Source organism: Amycolatopsis sp. MJM2582 (genome assembly GCF_000754115.1).
Taxonomy (GTDB): domain Bacteria; phylum Actinomycetota; class Actinomycetes; order Mycobacteriales; family Pseudonocardiaceae; genus Amycolatopsis; species Amycolatopsis japonica.
On the sequence record NZ_JPLW01000007.1, the window covers coordinates 462391 to 481047 of the forward strand.

15 protein-coding genes are annotated in these 18657 nt (G+C 69.0%); 5 read left to right on the forward strand and 10 right to left on the reverse strand.

Translation table 11 applies throughout. From position 1 onward, the window contains the following. Nucleotides 1–17: 17 nt before the first annotated feature. On the reverse strand, nt 18–1655 hold the full coding sequence (locus ED92_RS36630) for a DEAD/DEAH box helicase (protein WP_037346600.1): 1638 nt from the start codon (nt 1653–1655) through the stop codon (nt 18–20). 273 nt (nt 1656–1928) lie between these two features. Between ED92_RS36630 and ED92_RS36635 the strand changes: the two genes are divergently transcribed. Together ED92_RS36635 and ED92_RS36640 are read left to right on the forward strand one after the other, a co-directional pair. Beyond that, complete coding sequence (locus ED92_RS36635) at nt 1929–3266, forward strand: serine hydrolase (RefSeq protein ID WP_052121095.1); 1338 nt, start codon at nt 1929–1931, stop codon at nt 3264–3266. A gap of 25 nt (nt 3267–3291) precedes the next feature. Next, a complete protein-coding gene (locus tag ED92_RS36640) occupies nt 3292–5022 on the forward strand; it encodes an acyl-CoA dehydrogenase (RefSeq protein WP_037346605.1) in 1731 nt (576 codons plus the stop codon). A gap of 66 nt (nt 5023–5088) precedes the next feature. Here ED92_RS36640 and ED92_RS36645 read toward each other — a convergent pair whose 3' ends face one another. After that, nucleotides 5089–7461, reverse strand: a complete 2373-nt coding sequence (locus ED92_RS36645; RefSeq protein WP_037346609.1) for a Tex family protein — start codon at nt 7459–7461, stop codon at nt 5089–5091. Nucleotides 7462–7623: 162 nt separating this feature from the next. Between ED92_RS36645 and ED92_RS36650 the strand changes: the two genes are divergently transcribed. Continuing rightward, a complete protein-coding gene (locus ED92_RS36650; protein WP_037346610.1) occupies nt 7624–9114 on the forward strand; it encodes a chitinase in 1491 nt (496 codons plus the stop codon). Nucleotides 9115–9251: 137 nt separating this feature from the next. On the opposite strand, the gene ED92_RS36655 is transcribed toward ED92_RS36650, so the two are convergent. The 3 genes from ED92_RS36655 to ED92_RS36665 form a co-directional block, all read right to left on the reverse strand. Then, nucleotides 9252–10919 (reverse strand): GMC oxidoreductase, encoded by a 1668-nt coding sequence (locus ED92_RS36655; RefSeq protein ID WP_037346611.1) that lies wholly within the window; start codon nt 10917–10919, stop codon nt 9252–9254. After that, nucleotides 10916–12373, reverse strand: a complete 1458-nt coding sequence (locus ED92_RS36660) for an NAD(P)/FAD-dependent oxidoreductase (protein ID WP_037346613.1) — start codon at nt 12371–12373, stop codon at nt 10916–10918. The genes ED92_RS36655 and ED92_RS36660 overlap by 4 nt, the downstream gene beginning before the upstream one ends. Nucleotides 12374–12503: 130 nt before the next feature. Then, nucleotides 12504–13607: a winged helix DNA-binding domain-containing protein gene (locus ED92_RS36665; protein WP_037346989.1), complete on the reverse strand. Its 1104-nt coding sequence runs from the start codon at nt 13605–13607 to the stop codon at nt 12504–12506. 80 nt (nt 13608–13687) lie between these two features. Here ED92_RS36665 and ED92_RS36670 point away from each other — a divergent pair, with 80 nt between their 5' ends. After that, on the forward strand, nt 13688–14716 hold the full coding sequence (locus ED92_RS36670) for an AraC family transcriptional regulator (protein WP_037346615.1): 1029 nt from the start codon (nt 13688–13690) through the stop codon (nt 14714–14716). On the opposite strand, the gene ED92_RS36675 is transcribed toward ED92_RS36670, so the two are convergent. Both ED92_RS36675 and ED92_RS36680 read right to left on the reverse strand, forming a co-directional pair. Beyond that, nucleotides 14643–15308 carry a TetR/AcrR family transcriptional regulator gene (locus tag ED92_RS36675; protein WP_037346617.1) on the reverse strand — a complete coding sequence of 222 codons (666 nt, stop codon included), beginning with the start codon at nt 15306–15308 and terminating at the stop codon, nt 14643–14645. The two genes, ED92_RS36670 and ED92_RS36675, sit on opposite strands and share 74 nt — an antisense overlap. Continuing rightward, nucleotides 15305–15820 (reverse strand): NUDIX hydrolase, encoded by a 516-nt coding sequence (locus tag ED92_RS36680; RefSeq protein WP_037346619.1) that lies wholly within the window; start codon nt 15818–15820, stop codon nt 15305–15307. The genes ED92_RS36675 and ED92_RS36680 overlap by 4 nt, the downstream gene beginning before the upstream one ends. A gap of 181 nt (nt 15821–16001) precedes the next feature. On the opposite strand from ED92_RS36680, the gene ED92_RS36685 reads away from it, so the two are divergent. Next, a complete protein-coding gene (locus tag ED92_RS36685) occupies nt 16002–16271 on the forward strand; it encodes a hypothetical protein (protein WP_037346621.1) in 270 nt (89 codons plus the stop codon). An 8-nt stretch (nt 16272–16279) separates the two neighbouring features. On the opposite strand, the gene ED92_RS36690 is transcribed toward ED92_RS36685, so the two are convergent. From ED92_RS36690 to paaI, 3 genes are read right to left on the reverse strand one after another with little or no spacing between them, the layout of a single operon-like run. Next, nucleotides 16280–16873: a TetR/AcrR family transcriptional regulator gene (locus ED92_RS36690; protein WP_034323145.1), complete on the reverse strand. Its 594-nt coding sequence runs from the start codon at nt 16871–16873 to the stop codon at nt 16280–16282. After that, a complete protein-coding gene (gene paaK / locus ED92_RS36695; protein ID WP_037346992.1) occupies nt 16870–18153 on the reverse strand; it encodes a phenylacetate--CoA ligase PaaK in 1284 nt (427 codons plus the stop codon). Before paaK ends, ED92_RS36690 begins: the two co-directional genes overlap by 4 nt. Nucleotides 18154–18155: 2 nt before the next feature. Continuing rightward, nucleotides 18156–18539 carry a hydroxyphenylacetyl-CoA thioesterase PaaI gene (gene paaI / locus ED92_RS36700; protein WP_369797477.1) on the reverse strand — a complete coding sequence of 128 codons (384 nt, stop codon included), beginning with the start codon at nt 18537–18539 and terminating at the stop codon, nt 18156–18158. Between the last annotated feature and the right edge of the window lie 118 nt (nt 18540–18657).

An 18657-nucleotide genomic window follows, 5' to 3' on the forward strand; every position in this document is an offset into this window, starting at 1 on the left:
CGCGTGTCCGGGGTGGGTCAGCGCGAGCGGCGCGAGCCGGCCCGGGTTCCCGACGAGAACGCGGCGGCACCACCACGACGGGCCGGAGCACCGCCGGACTGGTTCCGCGAGGATTGCGACTTCGCGGCGCCGGAGCCACGGCGCGGCTGTGCCTCGGCGGCGGCGCGACGACCTTGACCGCCCTTGGGCGCGCCTTCGCGACGTCCGGTGGACTCGGCCCCGCGGCGGCCCTGGCCCGCGGAAGCGCCGCGACGGTCGCCTTCGGTACGGGGCTGACGCGAACGGCTGTCCGAGGAGCCACCGCGACGTCCGCCGCCGGAAGCGCCACGGCCACCGGCCGAGGGACCGCGGCCACGCCCACCGCGGGCGCCACGCCCACCGCGAGCCGGACGCTCTTCGTCGTCACCCTTGGCCGGGATGGCCTCACCGGAGGCGCTGACCTTCTTCGGCCGCGTGTCCACGATCGGCCGCCGCGGCGACGCGGTGAACGAACGCTCACCGGGCGCCAGCTCCGACAGCAGCGGGTGGCCGGGGCCGAGCTGTGTCGTGGTCGGCTTGATACCCGCCTTGCGGGTGAGGTCGCGGACGTCGCCGACCTGCGCGTCGGTCATCAGCGTGACGACGGTGCCGGACGCCCCGGCCCGCGCGGTCCGGCCGGAGCGGTGCAGGTACGCCTTGTGCTCGACCGGCGGGTCGGCGTGGATGACCAGCGTGACGTCGTCGACGTGGATACCGCGCGCGGCGATGTCGGTCGCGACCAGCGTCTTCGCCGCGCCGGAGGCGAACGCCTCCAGGTTGCGGGTCCGCGCCGTCTGGCCGAGGTTGCCGTGCAGTTCGACCGCCGGCACACCGGAGGCCATGAGCTTGCGCGTCAGCTGCTTGGCGCGGTGCTTCGTACGGGTGAACACGAGCGTGCGGCCCGGGGCGGCGGTGAGGTCGATCAGCACCGGCAGCCGGTGGGTCTCCTCCAGGTGCAGCACGTGGTGCTTCATGGTCGCGACCGGCGACTGCGCCGAGTCGACGCTGTGCGTCACCGGGTCGTGCATGAAGCGCTTGACCAGCACGTCGACACCCGCGTCGAGGGTCGCGGAGAACAGCAGACGCTGCCCGCGCTCCGGGGTCTCGGCCATGATGCGCCGCACGTCGGGCAGGAAGCCGAGGTCGGCCATGTGGTCGGCCTCGTCCAGCACGGTGATCTCGACGTGGTCGAGCTTCGCCTCGCCGGACCGCATGTGGTCGGCGAGCCTGCCGGGGCAGGCGACGACGATGTCGACGCCGTCACGCAGGCGGGTGATCTGCGGGTTCGGGCTGACCCCGCCGAAGATCGTGGTGACCTTGAGGCCGAGCGGTTTGGCCAGCGGCAGGAACGACGCCTCGATCTGGGTCGCCAGCTCGCGGGTCGGCGCCAGGACCAGCGCGCGCGGGCGGCCGGGGCGGCGCCGCGTCGGGCCGTCGGCGAGCCGGGCGAGGACGGGCAGCACGAAACCGTACGTCTTGCCGGAGCCGGTGCGGCCGCGGCCGAGGACGTCCCGGCCTGCCAGCGAATGCGGCAGCGTGGCGGCCTGGATCGGGAACGGGCTGGTGACGCCCTGTTCGGCGAGGGCGTCGACGATCGTCTTGGACAGGCCGAGTTCGGTGAAGGTAGGTGTGCTCATAAGCGTGTGGGCGCACGGGCGCCCTGGTATCTCCGTAAGAGTAGAAACGGTTGTCCTGCCCGGCGCAGACCTCGGGGGCCGCGGCGCGTGGTCTTCGACAACGAAACGCGGCCCGAGGCAGAACTGAGCGGACCGCAAGACCAGTGTACTGGGTCGTGATCTCCCGGGCTACGTGATATCGCCCGCACCGGCCCGCCGATGTTCGTCGGTTCGTACGAGCCGGACCCGCCCTCACGGTGAAACGCTGACCTGACCGGACGAAAGGGGACACGGGTGTCGAACGTTCAGGAACTGCAAGGGGTGCTCGACGAGGAGGCGCGTCGCGCGAGCGTCCCCGGGGCCGTGGTGGGGGTGACGCACCGGGGCGAGGAGTCGGTGTTCGCCACCGGAGTGTCCAGTGTGGACACCGGGCTCCCGGTCGACCCCGGCACGTTGTTCATGATCGGCTCCACCAGCAAGACGTTCGCCGCGGCCGCCGTCATGGCACTGGTCGAAGACGGGGTACTGGACCTGGACCGGCCGGTCGTCGAACACCTTCCCGATCTCCCGCTGGCGGATCCGGTGGCGCGGAAGACGGTGACCCTGCGCCAGCTGCTCACGCATTCGGCCGGGTTCCTCGGCGACGTGGACTTCACCACCGGGTGGGGTGACGACGCGCTGGCCCTCGCGATCGCGAAGTTCGGCGACCTCCCGCAGAATTTCGCGCCCGGCGAGGTGTTCTCCTACTGCAACGCCGGGTTCCAGCTGGCCGGGCGGGTCGTCGAGGTGGCCGCGGGCGAGCCTTTCGAAGACGTCGTCCGCGCCCGGCTGCTCGAACCGCTCGGCATGACCGAGTCGTATTACCTGCCGTGGGAGGTGCTCACGCGCCGTCACGCCGTCGGTCACGTCCTGCGAGACGGCGGACCGGCGGTCGAGCACACCGTGGGCCTGACCCGCGCGGACAGCGCGAGCGGCGGTCTCTGGTCGACGGCGGGTGACCAGCTGAAGTGGGCGCGGTTCTTCCTGACCGGTGAGGCCGAGGGGAAGGCGCCGCTCAGCGAGGCCACCCGCGATCTCATGCGCGCGCCGCAGCGCAAGGCGGCGCTGCGCTTCGAAGAGGTCGGCCTGAGCTGGCTGCACACGACGCACGGCGAGGCCCGGCTGGTCCGGCACGGCGGCAACGTGAGCAATCTGCAGCTGTCGGAGTTCGTGACCTTGCCCGAGCACGATTTCGCCGTCACGGTGCTGACCAACAGCGCGGGCGGATCGGCGCTGGGCGCCAAGATCGTCGACTGGTGTCTGGAGAACGTGGTCGGGCTGCCGCCGCTCGTGAGCCCGCCGCCCGTGCCCCAGCCGGATATCGCCGAGTACCTGGGCCGCTACCAGACCGGTGACCTGGCGTTCGTGATCAGCGACCGGGACGGCGCCCTCTGCGCTCAGATGGTCGCCGATATCGAGGACTTCCCGTCGCCTCCGCCGTTCGAGGCCGTGTTCGTCGGCGACGACGCGATCGCCCCGGCCGCGGACACCCGCAAGCCCACCGCGCGGTTCCTGCGGGACGAGCGTGGACGGGTGACTTCGGTCGAGTTCGGTGGCCGGACGGCGAAGCGAGGCGCTACGGTTACCGGGTAGTAACTTCGGCTGACCAGGAGTGACCATGAGCGAAAAGGCGACCGCGTTGTTGCTGAACCCGGGTGGGTACGACCCCCAGCAGTTCGACCCGGAGACGCGTCGCCTGTTGCGTGCCACCATCGAGTGGTTCGAACAGCGTGGCAAGCGCAAGCTCGTCGAGGACTACCACGACCGGACCTTCTACGCGGACTTCATCGAGTTCGCGGGCAAGGAAGGGCTGTTCTCGACCTTCCTCACTCCCGGCGCCAACGCCGAGGGGAACCCCGACAAGCGCTGGGACACCGCGCGGGTCGCGGCGCTGTCGGAAATCCTCGGCTTCTATGGCTTGAATTATTGGTACCCGTGGCAGGTCACCATCCTCGGCCTGGGCCCGGTGTGGCAGAGCGCGAACGAGGCCGCCCGCAAACGCGCGGCGGACTCGCTCGCGGCCGGCGGCGTCGCCGCGTTCGGACTGTCCGAAAAGGAGCACGGGGCCGACATCTACTCGTCGGACCTCGTGCTCACCCCGGGCGGTGCGGGCGGCTACCGCGCGAACGGCTCGAAGTACTACATCGGCAACGGGAACTGCGCGCGGACGGTGTCGGTCTTCGGCCGCATCGAAGGTGTCGAGGGGCCGGACCAGTACGTGTTCTTCTACGCGGACTCGGAACACCCGAACTACCGCGTGGTGAAGAACGTCGTGCCGTCGCAGATGTACGTCGCCGAGTTCGAGCTCAACGACTACCCGGTGTCCGAAGAGGACATCCTGCACGTCGGCGCCGAAGCGTTCTCCGCGGCGCTGAACACGGTCAACATCGGCAAGTTCAACCTGTGCTTCGGCGGTATCGGGATGTCGACGCACTCGCTGTACGAGGCGATCACGCACGCGCACAACCGGGTGCTCTACGGCAAGAAGGTCACCGATTTCCCGCACGTGCGCCGGGAATTCGTCGAGGCGTACGCGCGGCTCGTCGCGATGAAGCTGTTCTCCGACCGCGCCGTGGACTACTTCCGCAGCGCGAACGCGGACGACCGCCGGTACCTGCTGTTCAACCCGATCACCAAGATGAAGGTGACCACCGAGGCGCAGAAGGTCATCGGCCTGGTCGCGGATGTGGTGGCGGCCAAGGGTTTCGAGGCCGACACCTATCTCGCGATGTCCAAGAACGACATCGACGGCCTGCCGAAGCTCGAAGGTACGGTGGCGGTGAACCTCGCGCTGATCGCGAAGTTCGTGCCCGCGTACCTGTTCGCGCCGCAGGCTTACGAGCCGGTGCCGACCCGTTCCGACGCGGCGGACGACGAGTTCCTGTTCCGCCAGGGCCCCGCGCGCGGGCTGTCGAAGGTGCGGTTCCACGACTGGCGCGAGGCCTACGCCAAGGCGTCCGCGATCCCGAACGTCGCGCGGTTCACCGAACAGGCCGAGGCGCTGGTGAAGCTGTTCACCGACGCGGCCCCGGACGAGGCGCAGCAGCAGGACCTCGACTTCGGCCTCGCGCTGACCGAGCTGTTCACGCTGGTCGTCTACGGGCAGCTGGTGCTGGAGCAGGCGGAGATCACCGGCATCGAGACCGAGGTCGTCGACCAGATCTTCGCCGTGCTGGTGCAGGACTTCAGCGTCGCGGCGATCGACCTGCACGGAAAGTCGTCGTCGACCGAGGCGCAGCAGGCGCTGGCGCTCGCATCGATCCGGAAGCCGGTCGTGGACGCGGACCGCTTCGACCACGTGTGGTCGCTGGTCCGCGATCTCTCCGGTACCTACGCGATGAATCCCTGAAGTCCCGTGAAGGCCCCCTTCCCTCGGCTCAGCCGAGGGAAGGGGGCCTTCACGCGCAAAGTAGCCTTACTTGCCGAAGCCGGCCTTCCGGAGCGCGTCCGCCATGGCGCCGCCGCCACCGAAGTTGCCGCCGCGGTCCCGGCCGCCGCCACGGCCGCCCTGGCCGCCGCGCTGGCCGCCTTGACGCTGACCGCCGCCCTGGCCGCGGTCACGACCGCCGCCGCCCTGCTCGCGGGCGGGCTTGCCGGGCTCGTCGTCCAGGCGCAGGGTCAGCGAGATCCGCTTGCGAGGCACGTCGACCTCCAGCACCTTCACCTTGACGATGTCGCCCGGCTTCACGACCTCACGCGGGTCCTTGACGAAGTTCTTCGACAGCGCCGACACGTGCGCGAGCCCGTCCTGGTGCACGCCGACGTCGATGAACGCGCCGAACGCGGCCACGTTCGTCACGACGCCTTCCAGCCGCATCCCCGGCTTGAGGTCGCCGATCTTCTCGACACCGTCGGCGAAGGTCGCGGTCTTGAACGCCGGACGCGGGTCGCGGCCCGGCTTTTCGAGTTCGGAGAGGATGTCGGTCACCGTCGGGAGACCGAAGGTGTCGTCGACGAACTCCGCGGGCTTGAGCGCCTGCAGCGTCCGCGTGTTGCCGATCAGCGAACGGATGTCGGTGCCGGTCGACGAAAGGATCCGCCGCACCACCGGATACGCCTCGGGGTGCACCGAGGACGAGTCGAGCGGGTCGTCGCCGTCCGGGATCCGGAGGAAGCCCGCGCACTGCTCGAAGGCCTTCGGGCCCAGCCGCGCGACCTCCTTGAGCCCGCTGCGGGTCTTGAACGGCCCGTTCTCGTCGCGGTGCGCGACGATGTTCTCGGCCAGCGTCGTCGTGATCCCCGAAACGCGGGTCAGCAGCGGCGCCGACGCGGTGTTGACGTCCACGCCGACGGCGTTCACACAGTCTTCGACCACCGCGTCGAGTGACCGCGACAGCGAGATCTCCGACAGGTCGTGCTGGTACTGCCCGACGCCGATCGACTTCGGGTCGATCTTCACCAGTTCCGCCAGCGGGTCCTGCAGCCGCCGCGCGATCGAGACCGCGCCGCGCAGCGAGACGTCCATGCCCGGCAGTTCCTGCGAAGCGAACGCCGACGCCGAGTAGACCGACGCGCCGGCCTCCGAGACGACGGCCTTCGTCAGCTTCAGTTCCGGGTGCTTCTTGATCAGCTCGCCGGCGAGCTTGTCGGTCTCGCGCGACGCGGTGCCGTTGCCGATCGAGATCAGGTCCACCTTGTGCCGGGCGCACAGCGCGGCGAGTTCGGCGATGGACTGGTCCCATTTGTTCGCGGGCTGGTGCGGGTAGATCACGTGCGTGTCGACGACCTTGCCGGTCGCGTCGACGACGGCGACCTTGACGCCGGTGCGGAAGCCCGGGTCGAGGCCCATCGTGGCGCGGGTGCCCGCCGGGGCGGCGAGCAGCAGGTCGCGAAGGTTCGCGGCGAACACGCGGACGGCGTCGTCCTCGGCCGACTGGCGCAGCCGCATCCGCAGGTCGATGCCCAGGTGCAGCAGGATCTTCGTCCGCCACGCCCAGCGGACGGTGTCGCCGAGCCACTTGTCGGCCGGACGGCCTTCGTTGGCGATGCCGAACTTGTGCGCGATGCGGTTCTCGTACTCGGTCGGCCCGGTGCGCGGCTCTTCGGAGGGCTCCTCCGACTCCATCGACAGGTCGAGGATCTCTTCTTTCTCGCCGCGGAACATCGCGAGGATCCGGTGCGAAGGGAGCTTGGTGTAGGGCTCGGAGAAGTCGAAGTAGTCGGAGAACTTCGCGCCCTCTTCGGCCTTGCCGTCGCGGACCTTCGAGGCCAGGCGGCCTTCCGCCCACATCTTCTCGCGCAGCTCGCCGATCAGGTCGGCGTCTTCGGCGAAGCGCTCGACGAGGATCGCGCGGGCACCGTCCAAGGCGGCCTGTGCGTCCGCGACACCCTTGTCGGCGTCGACGAACACCGCGGCGGCGGCCTGCGGGTCGGTGTTCGGGTCGCTCAGCAGCCCGTCGGCGAGCGGCTCCAGACCGGCCTCGCGGGCGATCATCGCCTTCGTCCGCCGCTTGGGCTTGTACGGCAGGTAGATGTCCTCGAGACGGGACTTGGTGTCGGCCGCCATGATCGACGCTTCGAGCGCCTCGTCCAGCTTGCCCTGGCTGCGGATCGACTCCAGCACCGCGACCTTGCGCTCGCCGAGTTCCCGCAGGTAGCGGAGGCGTTCTTCGAGGGTCCGGAGCTGGGTGTCGTCCAGCATCCCGGTGACCTCTTTGCGGTACCGGGCGATGAACGGCACGGTCGATCCGCCGTCCAGCAGGTCGACGGCCGCCTTGACCTGCCCCTCGCGCACGCCGAGTTCTTCGGCGATCTTCTGCTCGACTGTCTGCAGGCCCTGCACGCTCACTCCCACGCTCCTGAAATCCGCCCTCGGGTGCTCTCGGACCCTGCATTCTGCCGCTCGCGCCGAGCCGACTTTCGTATGGCCTCCCCTAACCGAACCCTTGACAGTTGTATTGGTCTGTACCATTTTGATGTGGCCGACATCACCCGTTCGTGGAGGCCAGTCGTGAAAGTGAAGCCGAAACACGCGTTCCTCGCCCTGCTGTCGTCACTGGCCGTGTGCCTGGGGGTGACTTTCGCGGTCTCGGGCAACGCCTCGGCCGCCAACATCCTGACCAATCCGGGCTTCGAACTCGGGACCACGAGCGGCTGGACCTGCTCCGGCACGTCCTCCGTGGTCACCACGCCGGTCCACTCGGGAAGCCGCGCGCTCAGCGCCACCCCGGCCGGACAGGACAACGCCCGCTGCTCGCAGAGCGTGCCGGTCAAGGCCAACACCGCGTACACGCTTTCGGCGTGGGTGCAGGGCAGCTACACCTATCTCGGTGTCACCGGCACCGGGACGGGTGACAAGAACACCTGGACGCCGGGCGGCGGCAGCTGGAGCCAGCTCTCGCTGAGCTTCACCACCGGCGCGTCCACCACCAGCGTCGAGATCTACCTGCACGGCTGGTACGGCCAGCCCGCGTACTTCGCCGACGACGTGAACCTCGACGGCCCCGGCGGCTCGCCCACCACCACGCCGACCACGCCGACGACGTCCACGAGCCCGACGACCACCACGTCGAACCCGCCGACGACCACGACGAGCACCCCGCCGACCGGGAACCTGCCGAAGCACGTGATCACCGGCTACTGGCAGAACTTCTACAACGGCGCGAAGGCGCTCAAGCTCGCCGACGTCCCGACGAAGTACAACATCATCGCGGTGTCCTTCGCGGACGCGACGACCACGCCGGGCGCGGTCACCTTCACCCTCGACTCCGGTCTGTCGAGCCAGCTCGGCGGCTACACCGACGCGCAGTTCAAGGCCGACATCAAGACGGCGCAGGCGCGCGGGCAGAAGGTCATCCTGTCCGTCGGCGGCGAGAAGGGCACGATCCGCGTCGACTCCTCGGCCGCGGCGACGAACTTCTCCAACAGCATGAAGTCGCTCATCGCGACCTACGGTTTCGACGGCGTCGACATCGACCTCGAGAACGGCGTCAACGCGACCTACATGGCGCAGGCGCTGCGCAGCATCCACGCGGCGGGCGGCACCGTCATCACCATGGCGCCGCAGACGATCGACATGCAGAGCCCGGCGGCGGAGTACTTCAAGCTGGCGCTGAACGTCAAGGACATCCTGACCATCGTCAACATGCAGTACTACAACAGCGGCTCGATGCTCGGCTGCGACCAGAAGGTCTACTCGCAGGGCACGGTCGACTTCCTCACCGCGCTGGCCTGCATCCAGCTGCAGAGCGGTCTGCGGGCCGACCAGGTCGGTCTCGGCCTGCCCGCGTCGGGCTCGGCGGCCGGTGGCGGCTACCAGGCGCCCGGCAACACGGTCAGCGCGCTGAACTGCCTCGCGAAGGGCACGAACTGCGGCTCGTTCAAGCCCTCGACGACGTACCCGGCGATCCGCGGCGCGATGACCTGGTCGATCAACTGGGACGCCTCGCAGGGCTACGCGTGGTCGAACACGGTGAGCGCGGGCCTGGCCGGCCTCCCGTGATGATCCGCTAGACCGGGGCGGGGCACCGTCGTCGCGCGGGCGACGGTGCTCCGCCCTTTCCACTTCACGCGTTTCGTCCTCTGGATGCGGTAGTTGGCAGGGCGAACTACCGCATCCAGAGGACGAAACGCGGGGGGTTAGAGGGGTGTGAGGGGCAGGCGGAGGGCCGCCGGGGCCTCCGGAGGGACGACGGGCTTCAGCGGGGCGACGGGGGACAGGCGCCGGTAGGCGGAGCCGAGCGGCGGCCGGGGATCGTCCTCGCCTTTGTTGGGCCACAACGACATCGCGCGTTCCGCCTGCGCGGTGATGGTCAGCGACGGGTTCACGCCGAGGTTCGCCGAGATCGCCGAGCCGTCGGCGATGTGCAGCCCCGGATATCCGTGCACCCGCTGGTACGGATCGACGACGCCGGTCTCGGCGCTGTCGCCGATCGCGCAGCCGCCGATGAAATGCCCGGTGATCGGGATGTTCGCCAGATCCGTCCACGCTCCCTGCGCCAGCCCGCCGATCTTGTCAGCCACCCGCCGCGTGACCTCGTGCCCGGCCGGGATCCACTCGGGATTCGGGTCGCCGACGCCCTGTTTCGTGGTCATCCGGCGGCCGAAGAGCCCGCGTTTCGTGTACGTGGTCACGGAATTGTTCAGCGTCTGCATCACCAGCAGCCCGACCATCCGCTCCGACCAGCGTCGCGGGTTGTGCAGCCGCACCAGGTTCCGTCGGTTCCGCCACAGTTCGCGCGCGCCCAGCACCCATCGGCGTTTGCCCGGTTCGGCGTCGACGAGCACCGTCGTCAGCAGGCCCATGAAGTTGCTGCCCTTGCCGTAGCGCACCGGTTCGACATGCGTGACGGCGTCGGGATGGATCGACGACGTGATCGCGACGCCGCGCGTGAAGTCCGTGTCGTCGCGCAGCGAGCGCGCGGCGAGGACGGCCTCGGAGTTCGTCCTGGCGAGCAGGCCCAACCGCGGCGACAGCTCCGGCAGGATGCCCGAATCCTTGAGCGAGTGCAGAAGTCGTTGCGTGCCCAGGGAAGCGGCGGCGAACACGACGTGCTCGGCGGTAAAGGTCCGCTGGGCCTTGCGGACCCACCGTCCTGTTCGGACGGTGTCGACGGCGTAGCCGCCGCCGATCGGCCGGACCGACACCGCGGTGGTCAGCGGGTGGACCTCCGTGCCCGCCTTCTCCGCCAGGTACAGGTAGTTCTTGACGGTCGTGTTCTTCGCGCCCACCCGGCAGCCGGTCATGCACTCACCGCAGTGCGTGCACGGTTTCCGCAGCGGGCCCTCACCGCCGAAGAACGGGTCGACGTCGCGTGCGCCGAAGTGGACGCCGACCGGGGTCGGCCGGTAGGTGTCCGCGATCCCCATGTCCTCGGCGACTTCCCGCAGCACGCGGTCGGCCGGGGTGACCAGCGGGTTCTCGACCACGCCCAGCATCCGTTTCGCCTGGTCGTAATGCGGGGCGAGTTCGGCCTTCCAGTCGGTGATGTGCGCCCACTGCGGATCCCGGTAGAAGGTGTCCGGAGGCTCGTAGAGCGTGTTCGCGTAGACGAGCGAGCCGCCGCCGACACCCGCGCCGCTCAGGACGAACGTGTTCTTCAGCAGGGTCAGGCGCTGGATGCCGAAGCAGCCCAGTTTCGGCGCCCACAGGTATTTCCGCAGCCGCCAGGAGGTTTTCGCGAACTCGTCGTCGGCGAAGCGGCGTCCGGTCTCCAGCACGCCGACCCGATAGCCCTTCTCGGTGAGCCGCAACGCGGTCACGCTGCCGCCGAAACCGGAGCCGATCACCAGCACGTCGTAGTTCACCGCGGTCCCGCCGTCCGGTAGTCGCCGAGGTCGAGCGTCTTCGTCCGGCGGTCGTATTCGGTGACCAGACCGGGCCAGTTCGTGCTCACGCGCCCGTTCTCCTGGCGGTACCAGCTGGCGCAGGACGTCCAGACGCTCTTGCCCAGCCGCCGCTGGATCTCCTCGTCGTACCGTTGCTCGACCTCCGGGACGACGTCCATATAGGACACTTCGGGTTTCGCGAGATGTTCGACGGCCTGGCGGATGTAGCGGGCCTGCCGTTCGATCATGTAGATGATGGAGCCCGCGCCGAGGTTCGTGTTGGGGCCGTAGACGCAGAACAGGTTCGGGAAGCCCGGCACGGTCATGCCGAGGTACGCCCGCGCGCCGCCCTTCCACGCGTCCGACAACGCTTTTCCGCCGAGGCCTTCCACCTTCAGCTCGCCGAGGAAGTCGGTCGCCGCGAAACCGGTGCCGTAGACGATGACGTCCGCCTCGTGCTCGACGCCGTCCTCGGTGAGCACGCCGGACGGGGTGATCGCGCTGATGCGCCGCGTCTCGACGGCGACGTTGTGCTGCGCCAGCGCGGGCAGGTACTCGTTGGTGAACAGGATCCGTTTGCAGCCCAGCGGGTAGTCCGGCGTGAGTTTCTCGCGCAGCGCCGGGTCCTTGATGTGACGGCGGCGCAGCTGGGCCGTCCGCAGCTCGAAGACCTTGGCCAGCAACGGATGCTTCGTCATCGCGTAGGTCGCGTATTCGGCGAGCAGGAAGATCCGGAGCCTGCCGAGTAACTGGGTGGCGGGCAGATGCCGGAACAGCCGCTGCTGCCAGCGCCGGTAGCTGGTGTCCCGTTTCGCCATGATGTAGGGCGCGGTGCGCTGGAAAACGGTCAGTTCGCCCGCCTGGCGCTGGAGTTCGGGCACGAACTGGATCGCGCTCGCGCCGGTGCCGATCACCGCGACCTTCTTGCCGCGCAGGTCGACGTCGTGATCCCAGTGCGCGGAGTGGAAACTGGCGCCTTCGAAGGTCTCCTGGCCGGGTATGTCCGGTTGGACGGGGCGCGAGAGTTGGCCGACGGCGGGGACGAAGACGTTCGCCTCGTACGTCTCGCCGCCCGCGGTCTCCACCCGCCAGAGCCCGCGCTCCTCGTCGAAGGTCGCGGAGGTGGCGCGGACGCCGAACCGGATGTGCGGTTCGAGCCCGTAGCGGCGCACCACGCGTTTGAGGTACTCGTGGATGTCCGGTTGCAGCGAGAACCGCTTCGGCCAGTCGGGATTGGGCTCGTAGGAGAACGAGTACAGCGGCGACGGGATGTCGCAGCCCGCGCCGGGGTACGTGTTCTCCCGCCAGACGCCGCCGGGTTCGTCGGCGCTCTCCAGGATGGTGAAGTCGTCGAAGCCGGCGCGTTTGAGCTCGATCGCCGTCCCGACCCCGCCGAAGCCCGTCCCTACGATCAGCACACTCGTATCGCCCATGCCGATCGAAGTTACCCAGCGGTCACCCCTGGTGGAAGTACACGAGCGGCCACTCGATCGAGATTTCCGGCCACGCCCCTCCCGCATTTCGTCCTCTGAATGCGGTGGTTCGCGCTGCCAACTACCGCATTCAGAGGACGAAATGCACCGAGTGGGTCTCCGCCTGCGGGTGCGCCCAGGCCAGGAGGCGGTGCGCGGAGCTCTCCAGGGTGTCCAGATCGCGCTTCGGGACGCGCTCGAACGGCGTGATCACCACCGAAGCCGCCTTCTTCACCGTCTTGATCTCCCAGAAGCCCTTCACCATGCCGCCGACCAGGATGGTGCCCTTGACCAGGCCGTTCTGCGTGATGACGACCTTGCGGTACTCGTCGCTGATCACCCGCGTGCGGTCGGCGTAGGACAGGACGGTCTGGTCGAACGGTCCCAGCAGCCGCGCGGGCGCGGGGGTGTCCGGATCCGGACGCGAGGCCTCGGGCAGGTCGAAGAGCTCGCGGCCGTTCTCGTCACGGAACGTCCGCAGCTCCGGCCGCAGCCGCTCGGCGACGTCGCCGAGTTTCGTGATCCCGGCCCAGGCCTGCGCGTCCTGCACACTGGCCGGCCCGAACGCGGCCAGATAGCGCCGGAACATCGCTTCCGGCGACGGCGCGGTGTCCGGTTCGGCGCCCAGCCAGTCCCCGGTGGTCTGGTACGTCGGCTGCCCGGATTTGCCCCAGACGCCGCGCGGCGGGATCTGCACCAGCGGCAGCAGTGCCCGCGCGACGTGCACCAGCGACGACGGCGCGACGCCCTCCCAATGCTTCGCCAGTTCCGCGCCGAGGCCTGCCGACGAAAGCGGCCGCTCGCCCAACAGCTTGCGGGCGGTGCGGGCGATCTCCTGGTGGTCGAGACCCTTGATGTCGGGGCCGTGCTGGGTGTTGCCGAGCACCGAGCGGTCGTAGAGCGGCTGCACGATGGGGCGCCACGCGAGCGCGTCCGACGGCGTGACCAGGTGCACCGTGCCGCGCATGAGGGCGATCCGCACGACACTCTTGTCCAGCAGGAGGCTCGCCAGGTCTTCCTGGCGGAAGCCGTGCAGCCGGGTCCACAGCGCGAAGTACGGCGGGTTCGGCGCCTGCGCCTGCAGGCCCGCCAGATGCTCGACCGCTTCGAGCGCGGTCATCTTCGAACGCCGGAGCAGCAACTGCCGGTCCAGCATGGCGCGGTTCAGCGCGCGCCTGCTCAACGTGTCGGACATGCCGCTCACCCTAAAGGGGATCAAGGACAGTTATGGTCCTCAATGGGCCGATCGACGCCAGGGGATCCATAATCCCGGCCATGGAACTACCGCCGCCGGTGATCCGGGACTGGGACTACCCGCGCGGCACGGCGAGCATCGTGCTCATGGCCCGCTTCGCCGCGGAGAACGGCGTCGAGGGGCTGGAGTCCTACGAGCACGCCCCCGTGGACGGCCAGGTCGACGCGCGTCAGGAACTCGCCGTGGTCCGGGCCCTCGTCCGCGGGCTCGGCGGCGAGGACGCCGTCGCGCTGCGGCTGAGCAGGCGATACCGGGTCAGCGCGTTCGGCATCTTCGGGTTCGCGTGCATCAGCAGCCCGACGCTGGGGGACGCGATGCGCTTCGCCCTGCGCTACCTGGACCTGAGCTTCACGTTCTGCATCCCGCACGTGACCGTCGAGGCGGGACGGCTCGCGCTCGCCATGGACGACAGCCGCGTGCCCGGCGACGTCGCCCGCTTCCTGCTGCTGCGCGACCTCGGCGCCATCCACACCGTCATGCGCGACATCCTGCCGGACATCTCCTTGCGCTCCTTGGCCTTCCGGCACGACAAACCCTCCACTGTGGACGAATACGTGCGGACCTTCGGGCTGGCGCCGTCGTTCTCGGCGCCGTCACATGTCGCCACCCTGGACCCGCTCCTGCTCGACAAACCGCTGCCGCAGGCCAACGACCAGACCGTCGCGGTCTGCGCCGCGCAATGCGAACTGCTGGTGTCACGGAAACGGGAGCGGTCCGGGATCGCCCAGCAGGTGCGCGAAAGACTGGTGCGGCTCGGCGGGGTCGACGCGGGTATGGAGGAGGTCGCGCGGCAGCTCGCGCTCAGCCCCCGGACCCTGCGGCGACGGCTGTTCGAGGCCGGGACCGGCTACCGGGCCCTGCTCGACGAGGTCCGCCAGGCGCTGGCGGAGGAACTGCTGGACACCGGCGCGCTCACCGTGGAGGACGTCGCGCTGCGGCTGGGCTACGCGGAGGCGTCGAGTTTCATCTACGCCTTCAAACGCTGGAAGGGGATGACGCCGGCGGCCTACGCCCGGCGGAACGCGTTGCGAGCACGACCGGGTAGGTGACCCGCAGCAGGTGCAGGATCGACTCGGTGAGGAAGACCCGCAGCTCCTCCCGGCCGAGCGTGCCGCGGATCAGCCATTCGCGTGACGCCGCGCGCAGCATCCCGCCGTACGACCGGATCATCGCGCGGAGTTCTTCGCGACCCTCGGTGACGTCGCTCATCAACGCGGCCGCGAGCACGCGATCGGCGGCGATCTCGTCACCCTCCAGCATGATCCGCTCGATCTCCGGATCGCGGCCCACCGCCTCCGGGCCGATCGCCGTCAGCCAGGCCTGCTCGTTGCGCTCGACGACTTCGATCCAATGCCGGACGCTGATCGCGAGCCGCTCTTCGGCGGTCGTCTCCGGCAGGTTCTCGATCACCGGCGCCGGGACGATCATCATCTGCCGGACGACTTCCAGGTACAGCTCGCGTTTGCCGCCGAAGTAGTGGTTGATCAGCGGCCGGGCCACTCCGGCGGCCTTCGCGATGTCCGAGGTCGAAACCGAGGCGTACGTGCCCTCGCCGAACAGCCGCCGGGCCGCGGTCAGGATCTCGGCCCGCCGGGCGGCCGGTTCGAGGCGGCGCCGCCGGGTCTCCGGATCGGTGCTCATGGGCCGAGCGTAACCGTTTCGAAGAGAGCTTCGGACGGGTTGCCTGACTCGCAGAACATCGTCACTCCGCGGTCGACCGCGGACAACGCGGCGTTGATCCGGCCATGGAGGGGCGGCTTCACCAGCCGACCAGCCTCCGTTGGCGGGCACAGCCTCACAGACCGGATCTCAGGGTCTGTCGACTCGATAGCGCCTACTTCTTCTTCGGTGATCAAGCCGCCGTCGAACACGAAAGCCAATCCCTCCGGCATGACGCCTTGTGTGGGGACGTGGTCGACGACCAGCAACGCGCCTAGAGATCGGGTGATGCCCAGCTCTTCGTGGAGCTCGCGGGCCGCAGTCGCCCACGGCGTCTCCTCCGCCTCGACCGCCCCTCCGGGGATCTCCCACTCAGGTTTGTACGTGGTCTCCACCAGCAGCACTCGCGACCGGTCATCGCGGAGCAGTACTCCGGCCGCAGTGCGCTTCCGGTTGAGAGAGGCCGCGTATTCACCGAAGGGGAGGAGTTCCACGATTTCGCAGGCTACCGTTCGAGGCGGCGCCGCCGGGCTTCCGGATCGGTGCTCATGGGCCGAGCGTAACCGTTTCACGTGGCCGCCTGCCGTTACTCATTCGGAACAACCCCTCGGTAACCCCCGGGGCCTTCGCGGCGACGTTCGGGGCGGGGGGACCGGGTGTCATGGGTAGGGACGAATGACCAGTGCTGAGCGCGATCCGGTTCGCCGCGCCGGGCGGTGGGTCAGTGTGCGGCTGCAGCATCGTGACGTCCGCATCCAAGGTGACAGCGGGGAGGAAAGCGTCTCCTACGCGGGGATCGTGATCACGAGTTTCGAGAACGGTGCCGAGGTCTGCGAACGCTGGATCCCGCTCGGGGTGGATCCGTCGGAGGCCGACGACGAACAGCTCATCCAGCAACTGCGCGACGCGCTGGTCTGGCAGGCGCGGCGGCCGCCGAAAGGCTGAACGTCCGGCTATTGGGTCCGCAGGCCGTCGAAGGCGATCTTGCACACCGCGTCCGCCAGCTCCGTCCCGGCCGAACCACGACGCGGCCGGTACCACTCGATCAGCGAGTTCACCATGCCGTACAGCAGGCGCGCGGTGACCGCGGGATCGATGTCGGGGCGCACGTCGCCCTCGGTTTCGGCCTGTTTCACCAGTTCCGTGACGAGCCGGTCGAATTCGCGCCGCCGCGCGAGCGCCGCCCGTTCGATTTTGGTGTTGCCGCGCACCCGCAGGAGCAGGGTCACGAACGGCAGCTGGTCGACCAGCACGAGGACACTGCCCCGCACCAGATGCTCCAGCTTTTCGATCGCCTTGCCCTCGAAGGATTCCGTCTCGGCGGCGACGGCGAACAGGCCGTTCAGCGCGCGGTCGACGGCGAGCCGCAGCAGCTCCTCCTTGCTCGGCACGTGGTGGTAGATCGCGGATTTCGTGATGCCGAGCTTGCGGGAGAGGTCCTCCATGCTGGTGCCGTCGTAGCCGCGCTCGTTGAACAGCTTCACCGCGACCTGCAGCAGCGACTCGAGGTCGTACCCGGGGCGCCCCCGGCGGGCGGGGGTGCTCAAGCGCGGTCCCGTTCGTCGAGGACGCGGCGCATCTTGCCCAGCGAACGTTCCAGCGTGTCCGGGTCGACGACCTCGACGCCGACGCTCACGCCGACCCCGTCCTTCACCCCGGCGATCAGCCGGGCGGCGGCCTCGGCGCGCTGCTCGGCGGTCGCGTCCGGACGCGCTTCGACGCGGACGGTCAGGTGGTCCATCCGGCCCTTCGTGGACCGGATCAGCTGGAAATGCGGCGCGAGCGCGGGGGTCACCAGCACGACTTCCTCGATCTGCGTGGGGAAGACGTTGACGCCACGCAGGATGATCATGTCATCGCTACGCCCGGTCACCTTCTCCATCCGCCGGTACGCCGGCCGCGCGGTCCCCGGCAGCAGCCTGGTCAGGTCGCGCGTGCGGTACCGGATGATCGGCAGCGCCTGCTTGGTGAGCGAGGTGAACAGCAGTTCGCCCTCGGCGTCGGTCGGTTTTTCGGTGAACGGGTCGATCACCTCGGGGAAGAAGTGGTCCTCCCAGATGTGCAGCCCGTCCTTGGTCTCGACGCATTCTTGCGCGACGCCGGGGCCCATCACCTCGGACAGGCCGTAGATGTCGACCGCGTCGATGCCGACGCGTTCCTCGATCTCCGTGCGCATCTGCTCGGTCCACGGCTCGGCGCCGAAGATGCCGACCTTGAGCGAACTCGTCTGCGGGTCGATGCCCTGCCGCTCGAACTCGTCGAGCAGCGTCAGCATGTACGACGGGGTGACCATGATGATCTCGGGTTTGAAATCGGTGATGATCTGCACCTGCCGCGCGGTCATGCCGCCCGACGCCGGGATCACCGTGCAGCCGAGCTTTTCGGCGCCGTAGTGCGCGCCGAGCCCGCCGGTGAACAGGCCGTAGCCGTAGGCGACGTGGACCTTGTCGCCCGGCCGCCCGCCCGCGGCGCGGATCGAACGCGCCATCACCGTCGCCCAGGTGTCGATGTCTTCGGACGTGTAGCCGACGACGGTCGGTTTCCCGGTGGTGCCGCTGGACGCGTGGATGCGGCTGACCTGCGACTCGGGCACGGCGAACATGCCGAACGGGTAGTTGTCGCGCAGATCCTGTTTGGTGGTGAAGGGGAACTTCGCCAGATCTTCCAGCGCCTTGCAGTCGTCCGGGTGAACGCCCGCCTCGTCGAACTTCCGCGTGTAGAAGGGCACGTTGTCGTACGCGTGCCGCAGCGTCCACTGGAGGCGCTTCAGTTGCAGCGCCTGGAGTTCGTCGATGGTGAGGTTCTCGGCTTCGTCGCTGAAAGTCATCGTCACGCCTTCTGGATGGTGCGGCTGCGGCCGCGGAATTCGGCGACGACCTCCGGCCCGTCGGGGGTCTCCCGGTGCACGGTGACGTCGTAGATGCCGTTGCGGCCGTAACGCGTCCGTTCGGTGGCGGTGGCGATGAGGTGGTCGCCGAGTTTGCCCGCCGCGACGAAGGAGATCTCCGCGCCGGCCGCGACGGTCACCGGGCCGTGGCTGTTGCAGGCGCAGGCGAAGGTCGTGTCGGCCAGCAGGAAGACGTAGCCGCCGTGGGCGATGTCGTGGCCGTTGACCATCGTCTCGTTGATCCGCATGGTGGCGACGGCGTGGCCTTCGGCGGCCTCGATCAGCTCGATGCCCAGCGCCTTCGACGCCTGGTCGTCGGCGAACATCGTGTGCGCGGCGTTGCCAGTCATACGAGACCACCTGGTTACTGACCGAACGGACGGTTGTTAAAGGGTGCCGCAAGTAAAGGCGCGCCCTCGGGCAGATGTCAAGGGTCCACCGCCT

What these genes read in the sequence shown, in the direction of transcription:
- paaK (WP_037346992.1), bottom strand. Translation starts at nt 18,153, where the DNA reads ATGACTTTCAGCGACGAAGCCGAGAACCTCACCATCGACGAACTCCAG.
- ED92_RS36670 (WP_037346615.1), top strand. Translation starts at nt 13,688, where the DNA reads ATGGAACTACCGCCGCCGGTGATCCGGGACTGGGACTACCCGCGCGGC.
- ED92_RS36665 (WP_037346989.1), bottom strand. Translation starts at nt 13,607, where the DNA reads ATGTCCGACACGTTGAGCAGGCGCGCGCTGAACCGCGCCATGCTGGAC.
- paaI (WP_369797477.1), bottom strand. Translation starts at nt 18,539, where the DNA reads ATGTTCGCCGACGACCAGGCGTCGAAGGCGCTGGGCATCGAGCTGATC.
- ED92_RS36630 (WP_037346600.1), bottom strand. Translation starts at nt 1,655, where the DNA reads ATGAGCACACCTACCTTCACCGAACTCGGCCTGTCCAAGACGATCGTC.
- ED92_RS36685 (WP_037346621.1), top strand. Translation starts at nt 16,002, where the DNA reads ATGACCAGTGCTGAGCGCGATCCGGTTCGCCGCGCCGGGCGGTGGGTC.
- ED92_RS36640 (WP_037346605.1), top strand. Translation starts at nt 3,292, where the DNA reads ATGAGCGAAAAGGCGACCGCGTTGTTGCTGAACCCGGGTGGGTACGAC.
- ED92_RS36660 (WP_037346613.1), bottom strand. Translation starts at nt 12,373, where the DNA reads ATGGGCGATACGAGTGTGCTGATCGTAGGGACGGGCTTCGGCGGGGTC.
- ED92_RS36675 (WP_037346617.1), bottom strand. Translation starts at nt 15,308, where the DNA reads ATGAGCACCGATCCGGAGACCCGGCGGCGCCGCCTCGAACCGGCCGCC.